We start from the raw sequence: 17135 nt of genomic DNA on the forward strand, positions 1-17135 counted from the left end.
TGGCACATGCAGACCCCGGCACTCACATTCAAGGAAGAATTAAAGGCAGCACAACTGCTCGTCATTAATGCATTCAAGGAAAATCACAAGGCAGAGCAATTGCTGCACGATCTGTGCCGCAATGTCGATCACCTGCTGAGCAAGATCTGGCGTGATTTTGATTTTCCCAAGGAAGCCGCATTGGTGGCAGTAGGCGGCTATGGTCGCGGTGAACTCTTCCCCTATTCGGATGTGGATGTACTGATACTGTTGCAGCAAAGGCCGGATGCCGCATTGCGTGAGAAGCTGGAAAAGCTGGTGCAGCTCTTCTGGGATATCGGCCTTGATATCGGTCACAGCATACGTACCATAGAAGAATGCCTGCAAGAATCGGCCGCCGACATCACCGTGCAAACCAGCCTGCTGGAAGCGCGCCTGGTGACTGGCAGCCGCAAGTCATTCCGCGATATGCAACAGCATTATGCGGAAGCCATGAATCCGCAAAATTTTTTCCAGGAAAAATTGCTGGAACTACAGCAGCGCCACGTCAAGTACGAAGACACACCCTACAGCCTGGAACCAAACTGCAAGGAAAGCCCCGGCGGCCTGCGTGATCTGCAGGTGATACTATGGGTCGCCAAGGCGGCCAACCTGGGCAACTCCTGGCGTGAACTGGCAGAACGTGGCCTGATTACCGATGTTGAAGCGCGGCAGTTGAAACGCAATGAACGCGCCTTCAAGGATATCCGCATACGTCTGCATATTTATGCCGGCCGACGCGAAGACCGCCTGATTTTTGATGTACAAACACCGATCGCAGAAACCTTCGGCTTCAAGACCACCGACTCCCGCCGTGCCAGCGAATACCTGATGCAGCGCTATTACTGGGCCGCCAAGGCGGTTACCCAGTTGAATACTGTACTGCTACAAAATATTGAAGCAGTCCTGTTTCCACAGCCATCGGTACCGCGCCCCATCAACGAGCATTTCAATGAAGTAAACGGCTTTATTGATATCGCCCGCGATGACACCTTTGAAGCATCACCATCCACCATCCTCGAAGTCTTTCTGGTCATGGCCAGGCAAAGTGAACTCAAGGGCATGACAGCCAGGACCCTGCGTGCGCTGTGGCATGCACGCCTGTTGATCGATGCTGAATTCAGGCATGATATTTTCAACCGCTCACTGTTCCTGCAGATATTGCAATCTCCGCAAGGCATCACCCACGCCCTGCGCCGCATGAACCAGATGAGCATACTCGGGCGTTATCTGCCCAATTTCCGTCGCATCATCGGGCAGATGCAGCACGACCTGTTTCACGCTTACACAGTGGACCAGCATATCCTGATGGTGGTACGCAATCTGCGTCGCTTCACCATGCCGGAACATGCGCACGAATACCCGTTCTGCAGTCAATTGATGGCCAATTTCAATCAGCCATGGATACTGTATATTGCCGCCCTGTTCCACGATATTGCCAAAGGACGTGGTGGTGATCATTCCATCTTGGGTATGACGGATGCCAAAAAATTCTGCTATGACCATGGCCTGACCAGAGCCAATACCGAGCTCATCGTTTTCCTGGTGCAGAATCACCTGACGATGTCGCATGTGGCACAAAAACAGGATCTGTCTGATCCGGATGTCGTGCAGAATTTCGCCAGCCTGGTCAAGGACGAGCGCCATCTGACAGCCCTGTATTTGCTGACGGTATCCGACATCCGTGGCACCAGCCCCAAGGTCTGGAACGCCTGGAAAGGCAAGCTACTCGAAGACCTGTACCGCATGACCCTGCGCGTACTGGGCGGCGAAGCGCCGAGCAAAGACCGGGAACTGAAAAACCGCCAGGAAGAAGCCCTGAAGGCACTGCGCCTGTATGGTCTGGCACCGGATGCCCATGAGAAATTCTGGCAACAACTGGATGTGGCCTATTTTTTACGCCATGATGCGTCCGACATCGCCTGGCAGACGCGCGCCCTGCACGACCGCATAGACAGTGCCACACCAGTCGTGAAATGCCGCCTGTCGCCGATAGGCGAAGGCTTGCAGATCACCGTCTACGTCAAGGACCAGCCGGATTTATTCGCCCGCATCTGCAATTATTTCGACGGCAAGAACTTTGGCATCCTGGATGCCAAGATTCACACCAGCAAAGGTGGCTATGCACTGGATACCTTCCTCGTGATTGAACCGGCCTTTGCCAATAATTATCGCGACATCATCAATCTGCTGGAACATGAGCTGACCGAAGTACTGACTCGCCAGACCCCCCTGTCACCGCCGAATCGCGGACGCCTGTCACGTCTTTCCCGCACTTTCCCTATCGTGCCTACCGTGGATTTGCGCCCGGATGATCGTGGCCAGTATTATTTACTGTCGATTTCGGCAAATGACCGCAATGGCTTGCTGTATGCTATTGCGAATATCCTGACCAAGCACAAGATCAATTTGCATACGGCAAAAATCATGACTCTGGGGGAAAGGGTCGAAGACGTCTTCATCGTTGACGGCCCGGCCTTGCAAGGCGCCCGCAGCCAGATTCAGTTTGAAACCGATTTACTGGATGCCTTACGTATCTGAAACCAATTTACTCCAGATACAGCGCACTCTATATAAAACTACAATAACATCACATTAACACCACATTAACACTACATGTCGCGGCCTTGTTGGCCGCTGACACCTCCGCAATTTTTATTTGATAGCATCATGACTGAACTTGTAAGACTCTCGAAACGTATGTCCGAACTAGGCCTTTGCTCACGACGCGAGGCCGATGAATGGATCGCCCGTGGCTGGGTAAGAGTGGATGGCAAAGTCATTTCCGAACTGGGCAGCAAAGTGCTGCCACACCAGCAGGTGACAGTGGAAAGACAGGCCGCCGCCGAACAATCAAAGCGCGTCACCGTCCTCATCAACAAACCGGTAGGTTTTGTCAGTGGCCAGGCAGAAGATGGCTACACGCCTGCCATCGCTCTCATCAAACCAGAAAATCGCTGGGCAGAAGACGATGTCGATACGCAGTTCCACCCTACCCAGCTACGCAGCCTGGTGCCTGCGGGCCGGCTTGATATTGATTCCGTCGGTTTACTGGTATTGACCCAGGATGGTCGTATCGCCAAGCATCTGATCGGTGAAGCTACCGTTGTTGAAAAAGAGTATCTGGTGCGCGTGCAGTACAGCAAACCGGGCCGTTTGCCGGATGCCGATTTACGTCGCCTGAATCACGGTTTGACGCTGGATGGCAAGAAACTGCTGCCAGCAAAAGTCACCTGGCAAAATGAAGACCAGTTGAACTTCATTTTGCGCGAAGGTAAAAAGCGCCAGATCCGGCGCATGTGCGATATGGTGGGTCTACAGGTATTAGGCCTGAAACGCGTGCGCATAGGCAAGGTCAAGCTGGGTAAACTGCCCGAAGGACAATGGCGCTATCTGCGCGAAGACGAACAGTTCTGATCTGGCTGGTCAGTTTGACCAGCTAACAACTTAGAACCTGTTTACGATCTGTAGCGAGCGGGCGTCAGCGGGGTCAGGGTAACTAAGCGCAGCGCAAAAAGCGGAATGTACTTCTAGTACATGAGCATTTTGAGCAGCACATGAGCCCCGCGTTGACGATAATTGCGCACGCGCAGTAAGATCGCAAACAGGTTTTCAATCATCGTCATTTGGGTCCATCTCTGGAAACAATACTTCGGTAAAGCCGAATTGCGTCAGGTCACGGATACGCATCGGGTACAAAATGCCATTCAGGTGATCACACTCATGCTGCACTACCCGTGCATGAAAACCGTCCACTTCACGTGAAATGACTTTACCGAACTGGTCAAAGCCCTCATACCGCAAAGCACTCCAGCGCGGCACTAGGCCACGCATACCCGGCACCGACAGGCAACCTTCCCAGGCATCATCGGTAGCATCAGACAAAGGTGTCAACACCGGATTGATGAGCACAGTTTCGGGCACCACCGGTGCATCCGGATAACGTGGATTGGTTTTAAAGCCAAAGATCACCAGTTGCAGATTAATACCAATCTGTGGCGCTGCCAGCCCTGCCCCATTTGCCGCCACCATGGTTTCAAACATGTCCCTGATCAACTGATGCAGCTCAGGCGTATCAAACTCAGTCACCTGATCAGCAACTCTCAACAGACGGGCATCGCCCATTTTAAGGATAGGATGGATCATGATGCACCACTCTTATTTCATCGATATAAAAAATGCGGTCAGTCTGTGAAAACCTGACCGCAACATTACTGCATGACCACAGCAGGTCTATCAGGTCTGATTATTTCAAGGACTGCAGGTACTCGGTAAATTCAGCACTGGTTTCCTTGTGTTTCAATCCCAGGGCGACACTGGCCTTCAGGTAGCCGAGCTTGGAACCGCAGTCATAACGGGTAGCCTGTGGGCGGAAAGCATACACCGGGAAATCCTTGAGCATGGCAGCAATACCATCCGTCAGTTGAATTTCACCACCAGATCCCTTGCCCTGGGTTTCCAGGTAAGAAAATATGCGGCCCGACAAGATATAGCGACCTACCACAGCCAGGGTCGACGGTGCGACATCCGGCATCGGTTTTTCCACGATACCCTGTACGCGTTCCAGATGTTCGGTATACGGTGTGCCGCTGACGATACCGTATTGACGGGTAAATTCACGCGGGACGTTTTGCACGGCGACAATGCTGCCGCCTTCTGCTTCATATTGACGCGCCATCTGTGCCATGACGGATGGCTGACCGATATCGGCATCCATCAAATCGTCGGCCAGCAATACGGCAAAGGGATCATCACCAATCACTGGGCGTGCGCACAAGACGGCATGGCCCAGACCCAGTGCTGCGGTCTGGCGGATATAGATGCAGTTGATGTTTTTAGGAATAACGTTTCTGACCAGATCAAGCAAAGCTTCCTTGCCGGCGGCTTCGAGTTCACTTTCCAGCTCATACGCTTTGTCGAAGTGATCTTCAATCGCACGTTTGTTTCTACCGGTGATGAATACCATCTCGGTAATGCCAGCTTCCACCGCTTCTTCAACCGCATACTGAATCAAAGGCTTGTCGACGATAGGCAACATCTCTTTTGGTTGTGCCTTGGTAGCAGGCAAAAAGCGACTACCCAAACCGGCGACCGGGAATACGGCTTTTGTAATTTTTCTCATTTCAGCTCCTGGAACAAAGTTGAAGCAATTCTGCTTCTGTCAAAATAGTAATACCCAATTCTTGCGCCTTCACCAACTTGCTGCCTGCATCATCACCAGCTACTACGTAGCTGGTTTTTTTGGAGACTGAACCAGCTACCTTGCCACCTGCATTTTCGATGATTTCCGTCGCCTGGTCGCGACTCAAAGTGGGCAAACTGCCAGTCAGCACCAAAGTCTTGCCCGCCAATACCTGCTCGCCTTTTTTCTGCACTTCAATCTCAGGCCAGTGTATGCCGGAAGCGACCAATTGCTCAACCAATTCCACATTCAGGCTGTCGCCAAAAAACCGCAGTATGGATTTGGCAACGACCGGTCCGACATCAGGCACATTCAGCAACTGTTCTTCATTTGCCAGCAACAGTGCCTGGACATTTCCAAAATGATTGGCCAGGTCCTTCGCCGTGGATTCGCCCACATGGCGTATCCCCAAGGCATAAATGAAACGGGCGAAACTGGTTTCTTTTGATACTTCCAGCGCATGTAAGATGTTTTGGGCAGATTTTTCAGCCATGCGATCCAGCTCAATCAGTGCACGCAAGCCCAGTTTGTACAAGTCGGCTGCCGTGGTGACCACATTTTTGTCGACCAGTTGATCAATAAGCTGTTCACCCACGCCATCAATATTCATGGCCTTACGTGAAGCGAAATGGAACAGGCCACCCTTGCGCTGTGCCGAGCATTTGATCCAGCCGCCAGTGCAGCGCGCAATCGCTTCGTCTTCCGGCTTCTGTATGGCGGAACCGCAGATGGGACAAGCCTCAGGCATGACAAACTGGCGCGCATCGGCCGGGCGTTTTTCCAGCACACTGGAGACCACTTCGGGAATCACGTCACCGGCGCGGCGTACCGACACGGTGTCACCTATGCGTATGTCCTTGCGCTGCACTTCTTCTTCATTATGCAGGGTGGCATTGGTGACTGTTACACCGCCCACGAATACCGGCGCCAGCCTGGCAACCGGAGTGATGGCACCGGTACGACCCACCTGCACTTCGATATCCAACACGGTCGTCAATGCTTCTTGCGCCGGGAACTTATGTGCAATGGCAAAACGCGGTGCTCGTGAGACATATCCCAGCGACTGCTGGCTGGCAAAGTCATTAACTTTGTAGACCACACCATCAATCTCGTAATCGAGTATTGCACGCTTTTCCTGTATCGCCCGGTAAAACGCCAGCAAGCCCTGTGCGCCTTTGACTAGAGCATTTTCTTCACAAACAGGGATTCCAGCCTGGCGATACCAGTCCAGCAAGGCACGATGAGATGGTGGCATGTCCATGCCTTCCAGTGCACCTATGCCATAGGCAAAAAACCGCAGGCTGCGCTGGGCTGTGATTTTAGAATCCAGCTGACGCAGGCTGCCTGCCGCCGCATTGCGCGGATTGGCAAATTCTTTTGCGCCAGCATCACGCTGACGCTGGTTCAGTTTTTCAAAATCACGCTTGAACATCAGCACTTCACCACGCACGTCGACTATCCTGGGTGGATTTTCCACCTGCAAACGCAAGGGAATACTGCGTATGGTGCGGATATTTTCCGTCACATCCTCGCCAGTAAAACCATCGCCACGGGTCGCCGCCTGGGTGAACAGACCATTCACATAGCGCAGGTTGATGGCCAGACCGTCAAATTTGAGATCAATGGCGTAATCAATTTCTTGCGCCGCATCCAGTCCCTCACGCACACGGCGATCAAAGTTGATGACATCATCGTCTTCAAAGCCGTTATTCAGTGACAGCATGGGCACGGCATGCTGCACCTGGCCAAATTCCGGCAAGGGTATGCCACCAACCCGATTGGTTGGCGAATCTGGGGTTTTCAGTTCGGGGTGAGTCTGTTCCAGTTGCTGCAATTCTGAAAACAGCCTGTCGTATTCAGCATCCGGCACGCTGGGATTATCCAGCACGTAATAGGCATGGGCATGGCGATTCAATTCTGCATGCAAAGACTGCACGCGCTGCACCGCCGCAGATGCTCCCGAAGCCGGAGCATCATCCAAAAAATCATTCTGCATGTTCGTTTATTCAGCTAAATAGTCGTTGCGCCCGCAAGGAACCTGCCGGTATCTGTGCTTCTGCCATGGCAGCATAAAACTCATTAACCTGCCCTGCAATTTCGTCGAGGGCCAGTTTGGAAATAGGCTGATTGCCATCATCCACCACGGTACCACCAAGACGGGTAGACAATGAACGTGCGCAGGCAGCCATGGCACCAAAACCATCCCGCGCCGGCGACACGCAAGGCACATCCAGTAACAGGGTCAGGCGGGAAGTCATGGTTTCGCTGACGCTGACATTGGTCGACAGGGTGAACAGGCTGCCGCCATCGCCATCAGGCATCATCAGACGGCCATCAGGACGCTGGTCAAAGCCCATTTTCTCCAGTGCTGCCAGCAAGGTATTCAAGGCCCACGGTGCGCCATTGGCCGCAATATTGACGCTCAGTTGTGCATCATGCTCGGCAACAAATTGATGCAGTTCACGTGCGTTTATCATGACCTTGTTCATGTCAGGAATATCCGAATGGGCACTCAGATTGTCTGCAATGGCACGCAGTTTCATGATGAACTCTGAATATTCGAGTTCATTCAGTGGACCGCTGCGACTAACCATCTGCACACCGGCAAACAGGCAGGTATAGGCGCCGCCGACGGCAATCACATCTCTTTCGCCGCTATGGCTCTGGCCGATGAAATGCACAGGCTTTTTACCTACGTATTTCAGGTCAGCGATTTCTGCCAGGATTTTTTCGCCACGTACCGGCGTTTCAAATTCCAGCGGAATGACGCAATCGATCAGTTCATCGACCGGCAATTCTTTTTCCTGCGCTGCCTGCACATGGGCGGCACTGCCATCGTCATCATGGGATGACATGTCTGGCGCAGTGAAAGATTCTTCCACGCCGACATCACCGTCCATCACGGGTTCGTGCCGGACTATGCTGTCTGTCGGTGCATCGGGATTCATGAGGACATCATCATGCCCATTGCCGAAAGCATTTTCGACGGTTTTTTTGGCCTTATATTCTTGCCACTTGTTAAAAATAATGACGCCGACGACCAGCGTCCCACCGATTGCCAATAAACTGATTTGTAGATCTGTCATGCTGCTTGAACCTCAGTAGCAAAATTGACGGCAGATTCCATATCCACCGCCACGATTCGTGAAACCCCCTGTTCCTGCATGGTGACACCAATCAATTGTTGTGCCATTTCCATCGCAATCTTGTTGTGGGAGATAAATAAAAACTGTGTGTTTGAAGACATGCGTTTCACCATATTACAGAAACGCTCGGTATTTGAATCGTCCAGCGGCGCATCCACCTCATCGAGCAGGCAGAAAGGTGCAGGGTTGAGCTGGAACATGGAAAACACCAGGGCCGTTGCCGTCAGCGCTTTTTCACCGCCAGACAACAAATGGATGGTTGCATTCTTTTTGCCAGGCGGCTGTGCCATGACCTGCACGCCAGAATCCAGAATTTCATCGCCTGTCATGATCAACTTGGCCTGGCCACCACCGAACAGTATCGGGAAAAGCTCTGCGAAATGATGATTCACCTTATCAAAGGTATCTTGCAACAAGTCGCGTGTTTCAATATCAATCTTGTGGATCGCATCCTGCAAGGTCGTGATTGCCTCGGTCAGATCAGCATGCTGGGCATCGAGGAAGGTCTTGCGTTCGGTCGCCTGCGCCAGTTCATCCAGCGCTGCCATGTTAACCGCACCCAAGGCGGCAATTGCATTGGTGAGGCGGGTAACTTCACCCTGCAAATACGATGGTTTGAGATCATCGTGCAGTTTTTGCGCCAGGGCTTCTTCATCGACTTCGAAATTGCGTAACTGTTCCGAAAATTGTTCCTGGCTCAGGCGGGCAGCCTGTTCTTTCAACTGCAGTTCAACGATGCGGTCGCGTTGTGGTTGCAGACTGCGTTCTACCTGCATCTTGGCTTCTTCATGATGGCGCAATTGCTGTGTCAGTTGATCCAGTTCATGGCGCGCATTGGCCAGCGCTCTTTCCTGTTCACTGCGACGATCCAGCAAGTCTTGCAAGCCAGCCTGGGCAGTCTGGTCATCCATGGATTCCAGTTCCAGTTGCCCTTGCTGCATGCTCGCAAACAATTGTGCAGACTGTTCCAGTGCGGTGGCGATATTGCGGCGTAATTCTTCCATCTTGCTGCGATGGGATTTTTCGGCAAATGCAGCTTCTTGCGCAGCCAGTTCAAGGTCACGCAAACGCTGCCTGGCCTCATTTAACTGCTGTTCTTTTTCCAGGTAAGCAGTCTGGCCTTCTTCATGGGTTTCTTGCAGTTCCGCCAGATCCATGTCCAGTTGTTCAAATTTTTGCTCTGATTCGGCACGGATTTGCTGCTGTTCGGCCTCTTGCGCGGCGATCTCTGCCAGGTCACTGCCTATCTGTGTGCTGCGCTGGTTAAAGCGCTCCTGCACTTCAGACAATTTCATGAATTCAATCTGCAAGCTGTGCGTAGTCTGGGTCAGGCCACCTACGCGTTGGCGCAAGTCTTGTAGCTGCTGGGTTGCCTGGGTATACGCAGATTCGGCACGTACGGCGCGCGTTTTGGATTCGTCCGCCAGCATGTGCTTGGCGCGACATTGCTTGGTGATATTTTCTATCTCTTGCTGACGGGCCAGCACACCATCCTGCTCGGAATCCGATGCATAAAAACGCACGCTGGAACGCGCAATCACATGGCCCTGCTTGGTGATAAAGCAGGCACCCGCTGGCAATTTAACCCTGCCCATAAAGGCAGAAGTAATATCATCAGCGATGTAGACCTGATGTAACCAGTCCTGCATCAGACCACGCACACCTGCATCATTGAGTTGCAATAAATCAATGAAGGGTTTGAGGCCGGCAACAGGCGCAACCGTATCCGCCATGACGGTAGGCGCGCAAACGGCCAGCTTGGCAGGCGGCGCGTCACCAAAAAATGCCTTGGCCCAATCCAGATTCGACATTTCCAGCGCGGCAGTACGCTCACGCAGTATGGATTCCAGCGCAGTTTCCCAGCCAGCTTCAATATGCAGTTTTTGCCAGATCTTGGGCAGGCTGCTTAATTCGTGTTTTTCCAGCCATGGCTGTACCTTGCCCTGGGTCTGGACTTTTTCCTGCAATTGTCTGAGTGCCAGCAGGCGTGCTTCCAGTTGCGCATATTCGGCCGCATCCTGGTTCACCTGCTGCTGCGCCTGCTTGCGCTCGTCTTCCAGCACGGGCAAGCGCTCTTGCGCTTCTTCCAGTTGCATGCTGAGTTCTTCCAGCACCTGTTTTTTCTCTTCCAGCTGCATGGACAGATTGTCCAGATGCGTGGTATCCGGCAACACCAGGCCCTGCTTTTCCTGCATCAGGCGCTCACGCCTGGATGCCAGGGTATTCAGAATATTTGAAGCATTGCGCTGATGAGCAGATTCCAGCTCTATCTGCTGCTGCATCTGCATGATACGGGCACGTGACTCGGTGGTTTTTAACTGCGATTCACGCCACACCTGCTCCATTGCAGGTAATTTATCCTGTTGTTGCTGGCTGACTTCCAGCGCCTGTTCGGCGCGCATCGCCAGTTCTTCAACATGGATTTCACCTTCAGACAAATCATCCTGGAATTGCCGGCTCTGGTTTTGCCATTGGTCACGCTGCGCTGTCAGGGACTGCAATTGCGATTGCAAACGGCTGCGCGATTCGATGACGAACTTGATTTGCGCTTCCAGGCTGCCTATCTCGGCATTGGTCTGGTACAGATGGCCTTGCGCCTGGTGCATGCGGTCACCAACTGCATAATGGGTCTGGCGCATCTGCTCCAGTTCCAGTTCGACGTGACGCAATTTAGCGGTTTGTTCTTCCAGGTCCAGCTGGGTTTTTTCTATTTCGGCGAAATGCTTTTTCTGCTCGTTTTCGGCTTCTTTTTTACGCAGCAGCCACAGCAGTTTCTGTTTTTCTTCCTGATCGGTCTGCAATTCGCGGAATTTATTCGCCACCACGGCCTGCGCGCCTAATCTGTCCAGATTGTTATTCAATTCACGCAGGATGTCATCGACACGTACCAGATTTTCATGGGTATCGTGGATACGGTTTTCAGTCTCGCGACGGCGTTCTTTATAGCGGGAAACACCGGCTGCCTCTTCCAGGAAAATCCGCAACTCTTCAGGACGCGCTTCAATAATGCGCGAAATCATGCCCTGACCGATAATCGCATAGGCACGCGGGCCCAGGCCGGTACCGAGGAAAATATCCTGGATATCGCGGCGGCGCACCGGTTGACCATTGATGTAATAGGTGGAAGTCCCGTCGCGTGTCAGCGTACGCTTGACAGCAATTTCACCATACTGACTCCATTGCCCGGCAGCTTTGCCCATGCTGTTGTCAAAAACCAGCTCTACCGAAGAACGACCGGCGGGTTTACGATGGGTGGAACCATTGAAAATAACGTCCTGCATGGATTCACCACGCAATTCTGACGCCTTTGATTCACCCAAAACCCAGCGTACGGCATCGATAATATTCGACTTGCCGCAACCATTCGGGCCGACTACCCCCACCAACTGGCCAGGAACCTGAAAATGAGTGGGATCGACAAAAGATTTAAATCCCGACAATTTAATAGAAGTTAATCGCACTTTGTTTAATTTTATTATCTTTTGCAGTCAAATCTACCGCGTATCCTATGTTTCCAAAGGCTGTATACACAAGCCAGTCCTGTTATCAATGCATCATACCATCGTAAAGGCAAAATTTTTAGTTTTCAAACTTATTACACAATTAGCTGGCTCGCGCCACCTGATTCGCCATGCATAACAGGCTGGCTGGCAGATTATTCAGGTTTTCATCAAAACCACGTGTGAAAGCCTTACTCTGAAGAATGCACTGGAGGCTATAATACGGATTGCATGTTATCCAGGCAAAACCAAATAAAATACCGGAATCCAATGAGCAAGCCAAATATGTAAGCCAAATAAGTGGCCAAATAAATGGCAGCAATAGCCAAAATAGCAGAACCAGCCCGATCATCGCCATCAAGTTGCCAAGAATTAAAAAAATGACCTTCAATCCTTACCTGAGCAAGTTGCAACCGTATCCGTTCGAAAAACTGAAGCGACTGTTTGCCGATGTCAAGCCGGCCCCTGCTTACCCTGCCATCAGCCTGGGTATAGGCGAACCCAAGCATCCGACACCGAAACTGATCACGGATGCGCTGATCGCCAATTTGGGCGGGCTGGCCAGCTATCCGTCCACCGCCGGATCGGACACATTGCGCAATGCCATTTCAGGCTGGATAGCCCGCCGCTACGGCATCCCGGCACCAGATGCCGTGACGCAGATATTGCCCGTCAACGGCTCGCGCGAAGCCCTGTTTGCGCTGGCACAGACCGTCATCAACCCAGCCGCTTGCGAAGATGGTCTGCCTTTGGTGCTGTGCCCCAACCCGTTTTACCAGATTTATGAAGGTGCCGCCTATCTGGCCGGTGCTGAACCGTATTTTGCCAATGCCGACCCGGCGCGCAACTTTGCCCCTGACTATAAAAGCATTCCTGACAGCATCTGGAAACGGGTACAACTGCTGTATATCTGCTCACCCGGCAACCCGACCGGTGCCGTGCTGAACCTGGATGACTGGGCCGAACTGTTTGCCCTGTCAGACAAATATGATTTTGTCATCGCTGCCGATGAATGCTATTCAGAAATTTATTTCAAGGCTGAAGCTCCGCTGGGCAGCCTGCAGGCAGCACGCGCCCTGGGCCGGGATGACTATCGCCGCCTGATCACGCTTTCCAGCCTGTCAAAACGCTCGAATGTGCCAGGCATGCGCTCCGGCTTCGTTGCAGGCGATGCAGAACTGATCAGGCAGTTCCTGCTATACCGGACTTACCACGGTAGCGCCATGAGCCCCAGCATACAGGCAGCGTCAGTGGTCGCCTGGAATGATGAAACCCATGTCCAGGAAAATCGCGACAAGTACATCCGCAAATTTGCCCAAATTACCCCGGTATTGCAGGAGGTGCTGGAAGTCAGCCTGCCCGACGCCGCCTTTTACCTGTGGGCCAGGGTGCCAGATAAACTGGAGATGTCAGACACAGAATTCGCCCGTCGCCTGTACGAGGAATATAATGTGACAGTTTTGCCGGGCAGTTACCTGGCACGTGAAGCACATGGCATTAACCCGGGACAGAACCGCATACGCATGGCACTGGTGGCCGAACCAGAAGAATGCCTGGAAGCAGCGCAAAGAATCGTCAGCTTTTGCAAGAAATATACTTGAGTAAAACTGGCTCTCGTTCTCTCTATCAATTGCATCACTTAATTGACTTATTTAATTACCTTATTTCATTGCCTTATTTAATTGCATCATTTCGTTTATTTAATCATCTGAAGATATCAATATGACTCAACAATTACAGCAAATCATCGATCAGGCCTGGGAAGACCGTACCAATTTTTCTCCTAAATCCGCTCCAGCAGAAATTCGTGAAGCAGTTGCCCATGTATTGAGCGAACTGGATGCCGGCACCCTGCGCGTAGCGCAAAAAATTGATGGTAGCTGGAACGTCAATCAATGGATTAAAAAAGCGGTATTGCTGTCTTTCCGTCTGGAAGACAATATCTGCATGCCTTCCGGCGACCATATGCAGTTCTTCGACAAGGTACCAACCAAATTTGCCAATTACACGGCTGAAGACTTCGTCAAAGGCGGTTTCCGCGTAGTACCACCGGCAGTTGCACGTCGCGGCAGCTTCATCGCCAAAAACGTCGTGCTGATGCCTTCCTATGTCAATATCGGTGCTTATGTCGATGAAGGTGCAATGGTTGATACCTGGGCCACAGTAGGTTCTTGTGCGCAAATCGGTAAAAACGTGCATTTGTCCGGCGGCGTCGGTATTGGTGGTGTGCTGGAACCCATGCAAGCCAACCCTACCATCATTGAAGACAATTGCTTCATTGGCGCCCGTTCTGAAATCGTCGAAGGCGTCATCGTGGAAGAAAACTCTGTCATTTCCATGGGCGTGTACATCGGTCAGTCCACCAAGATTTATGACCGCGCCACGGGCGAAGTCAGCTATGGCCGCGTGCCTGCCGGTTCTGTCGTGGTATCTGGCAATCTGCCATCTGCTGACGGCAAATACAGCCTGTATTGTGCAGTAATCGTGAAACGTGTTGATGCACAGACACGCTCCAAAACCAGCATCAACGAATTGCTGCGCGGCGCCTGATTGCGTCTTTGATCAATTTATAGTTCAGAATAGGGAAACATCATGGCGGCGATGGAGAGATTATTTCAACTGATGAAAGAGAAACATGCATCCGACATGTTTTTTGCGATGAATTCGCCCATTCATCTGAAGATCAATGGCAATCTGCTCCCCATCAATCAGCAAAAAATGGATCAGGCGAATATTCTCTCGCTGCTGAGTGAAGTTGTAGCATCTGATCACATGGAAGAACTGGAAGAAAAAAACGAACTGAATATCGGTATCGGCGCACCAGGCATAGGCCGTTTCCGTCTGTCGGCCTTCCGCCAGCGCGGGTCGATTTCAGCCGTCTTCCGTTTTGTCCCCGGTGATATCCCTGTCTTAAACACGCTGCATTTGCCGCCCGTGCTGTCTGAGCTGATCATGGAAAAACGTGGACTGATCCTGGTTGTCGGTGCAACCGGATCAGGCAAATCCACCACCATTGCCTCCATGCTTGATCACCGGAATGAAGTCAGGACTGGCCATATCCTGACACTGGAAGACCCGATCGAATATCTGTTCCGCAGTAAGAAATCCATCGTCAACCAGCGTGAAATCGGCAGCGATTCCGAAAGCCTGAAAACCGCACTGAAGAATTCCCTGCGCCAGGCACCCGATTGCATCCTGATTGGTGAGATTCGTGATCTCGACACCATGATGTCAGCCATTGCCTATGCACAATCCGGCCATCTGGTGCTGGCAACCCTGCATGCCAATAACAGTTATCAGGCACTGAACCGTATCATCAGCTTCTTCCCCATGGAAACCAGGAATGCCTTGCTGCTGGATCTGTCGTCATCCATACGGGCCATTATTTCGCAGCGCCTGATACGGGCCAAAGACGGTGGCCGCTGCCCAGCGGTAGAAATCATGCTCAACACGCGCTATGTGGCTGAACTGATAGAAAAGGGAGATATCTTCCAGATCAAGGAAGCCATCGAGAAAAGTCTGTCGCCTGGCTCTCAGACATTCGAGCGCGCACTGATGTACCTGATCAAGGAAGGTCTGATCACTCAGGAAGAAGGCTTGGCCAATTCCGACTCGGCCAATAACCTGTTGTGGCTGCTGAACAATGAAGCATCCAGCAGCGCAGCACCGCCACCTGAGCCCGAACCGGAAACCAAGGACGAAGCATCGTTCACAGAATTCACCCTCAACGTGTAAACCATAAAGTAGCGACTAAAGACGTATGACACAGCGTATCACCCTGTTCGGCATTCCGAACTGCGACACAGTTAAAAAAGCCCGTACCTGGCTGCAAGAGCAAGGCCTCGCTTTTGAGTTCCATGATTTCAAGAAACAGGGCCTGAGCCGTGCTGCCATAGAATCGTGGCTGGAACATCAAAACCTGGATGTACTGATCAACCGCAAGGGCACCACCTGGCGTGCGCTCAGTGATGCAGAAAAGACTTCCGCCAGCGATACGGAGCAAGCTATTGCGCTGATGATGGATAAGCCTTCCGTCATCAAGCGCCCCGTGATGCTGATCGACAATGGCGACCAGCAACAAGTCAATGTCGGATTTTCTGTGCCGCAATACCAGTCCATTTTCAAGAAATAAACATGAGCAAAACACTTGCACTGACCGAACAGTTGATTGCACTGGATTCTGTCACACCCGAAGACAAAGGTTGTCAGAACACCTTGATCGCCCTGCTGGAACCACTGGGCTTCCAGTGCGAAACCATACAGTCGGGTGAAGTCACCAACCTGTGGGCCAGACGCGGCCAAAGCCAGCCCCTGCTGGTGTTTGCCGGCCATACCGACGTCGTACCTACTGGCCCGGTCACGCAATGGCAATCGGCCCCTTTTACACCCACCCACAGGGATGGCAAGCTGTATGGCCGTGGTGCCGCAGACATGAAAACATCAATCGCTGCCTTTGTCGTCGCATGTGAAGAATTCATTGCCACCCATCCGGACCACAAAGGCTCTATCGGCTTCCTGATCACCAGTGATGAAGAAGGCCCTGCCACCGACGGCACTGTGGTGGTTTGCGAAAAACTCAAAGCACGTGGCGAACAGCTGGATTATTGCATCGTCGGCGAACCAACTTCTGTCGACAAGCTGGGTGACACCATTAAAAATGGCCGTCGCGGCACCATGTCGGGCAAACTGACCGTCAAAGGTGTGCAAGGCCATATCGCCTATCCGCAACTGGCAAAGAACCCCATCCATCTGGCGGCACCTGCGATGGCAGAACTGGTGGCTGAGGTCTGGGATGAAGGCAATGACTACTACCTGCCTACTTCCTGGCAAATGTCGAATATCCATGCCGGCACTGGTGCGTCGAACGTGATACCTGGTGAAGCCGTCATCGATTTCAATTTCCGCTTCTCAACCGCCAGCACAGCCGAGGGCCTGCAACAGCGCGTGCACGCCATACTCGACAAACATGGTCTGGAATATGATTTGAAATGGACGGTTGGTGGTCATCCTTTCCTGACGCCCAAAGGCAGCCTCAGTGATGCACTGGGTGATGCCATACGTGCCGAAACCGGCATCACGACTGAACTTTCTACCACCGGTGGTACCTCTGATGGCCGCTTCATCGCCAAGATCTGCCCGCAAGTGGTGGAATTTGGTCCACCGAATGCCAGCATCCATAAAATTGACGAACACATAGAGCTGCAATACATAGACCCGCTCAAGAACATTTATCGCCGCACTCTGGAAAACCTGCTGACCTGAGCTTTATGTCAGCTCACCACTGGCCGA

The 17135-nt window shown here is 52.2% G+C and carries 12 protein-coding genes; 7 read left to right on the plus strand and 5 right to left on the minus strand.

All coding sequences use genetic code 11. The annotated features are described in order from the left end of the window. Nucleotides 1-6 precede the first annotated feature (6 nt). Both H8L32_RS00900 and H8L32_RS00905 read left to right on the plus strand, forming a co-directional pair. Complete coding sequence (locus H8L32_RS00900) at nt 7-2559, plus strand: [protein-PII] uridylyltransferase (RefSeq protein WP_186945278.1); 2553 nt, start codon at nt 7-9, stop codon at nt 2557-2559. A gap of 129 nt (nt 2560-2688) precedes the next feature. Beyond that, nucleotides 2689-3435 (plus strand): pseudouridine synthase, encoded by a 747-nt coding sequence (locus H8L32_RS00905; protein WP_186945279.1) that lies wholly within the window; start codon nt 2689-2691, stop codon nt 3433-3435. A 195-nt stretch (nt 3436-3630) separates the two neighbouring features. Here H8L32_RS00905 and def read toward each other — a convergent pair whose 3' ends face one another. The 5 genes from def to smc form a co-directional block, all read right to left on the minus strand. Then, nucleotides 3631-4164 (minus strand): peptide deformylase, encoded by a 534-nt coding sequence (gene def / locus H8L32_RS00910; RefSeq protein ID WP_222619118.1) that lies wholly within the window; start codon nt 4162-4164, stop codon nt 3631-3633. Nucleotides 4165-4264: 100 nt separating this feature from the next. Then, nucleotides 4265-5140, minus strand: a complete 876-nt coding sequence (galU, locus tag H8L32_RS00915) for a UTP--glucose-1-phosphate uridylyltransferase GalU (protein WP_186945280.1) — start codon at nt 5138-5140, stop codon at nt 4265-4267. A 1-nt stretch (nt 5141) separates the two neighbouring features. After that, on the minus strand, nt 5142-7196 hold the full coding sequence (gene ligA / locus H8L32_RS00920) for an NAD-dependent DNA ligase LigA (RefSeq protein ID WP_186945281.1): 2055 nt from the start codon (nt 7194-7196) through the stop codon (nt 5142-5144). A 10-nt stretch (nt 7197-7206) separates the two neighbouring features. Continuing rightward, a complete protein-coding gene (locus H8L32_RS00925; protein ID WP_186945282.1) occupies nt 7207-8286 on the minus strand; it encodes a cell division protein ZipA C-terminal FtsZ-binding domain-containing protein in 1080 nt (359 codons plus the stop codon). Then, on the minus strand, nt 8283-11807 hold the full coding sequence (gene smc / locus H8L32_RS00930; protein WP_186945283.1) for a chromosome segregation protein SMC: 3525 nt from the start codon (nt 11805-11807) through the stop codon (nt 8283-8285). The genes H8L32_RS00925 and smc overlap by 4 nt, the downstream gene beginning before the upstream one ends. Before the next feature lie 419 nt (nt 11808-12226). Here smc and dapC point away from each other — a divergent pair, with 419 nt between their 5' ends. The 5 genes from dapC (at nt 12227) to dapE (ending at nt 17108) form a co-directional block, all read left to right on the plus strand. After that, nucleotides 12227-13447 carry a succinyldiaminopimelate transaminase gene (gene dapC, locus H8L32_RS00935; protein ID WP_186945284.1) on the plus strand — a complete coding sequence of 407 codons (1221 nt, stop codon included), beginning with the start codon at nt 12227-12229 and terminating at the stop codon, nt 13445-13447. 121 nt (nt 13448-13568) lie between these two features. Further along, complete coding sequence (dapD, locus tag H8L32_RS00940) at nt 13569-14396, plus strand: 2,3,4,5-tetrahydropyridine-2,6-dicarboxylate N-succinyltransferase (RefSeq protein WP_186945285.1); 828 nt, start codon at nt 13569-13571, stop codon at nt 14394-14396. Nucleotides 14397-14438: 42 nt separating this feature from the next. Beyond that, the gene (locus H8L32_RS00945; protein ID WP_230412012.1) at nt 14439-15581 is read left to right on the plus strand and encodes a PilT/PilU family type 4a pilus ATPase; all 1143 of its coding nucleotides are present in this window, start codon (nt 14439-14441) and stop codon (nt 15579-15581) included. Nucleotides 15582-15606: 25 nt separating this feature from the next. Then, a complete protein-coding gene (locus tag H8L32_RS00950) occupies nt 15607-15978 on the plus strand; it encodes an ArsC family reductase (RefSeq protein ID WP_186945286.1) in 372 nt (123 codons plus the stop codon). Between the two features lie 2 nt (nt 15979-15980). Further along, nucleotides 15981-17108: a succinyl-diaminopimelate desuccinylase gene (gene dapE, locus H8L32_RS00955; protein WP_186945287.1), complete on the plus strand. Its 1128-nt coding sequence runs from the start codon at nt 15981-15983 to the stop codon at nt 17106-17108. Nucleotides 17109-17135: the final 27 nt, after the last annotated feature.

This window comes from Undibacterium hunanense (assembly GCF_014284335.1).
Classification (GTDB): domain Bacteria; phylum Pseudomonadota; class Gammaproteobacteria; order Burkholderiales; family Burkholderiaceae_D; genus Undibacterium; species Undibacterium hunanense.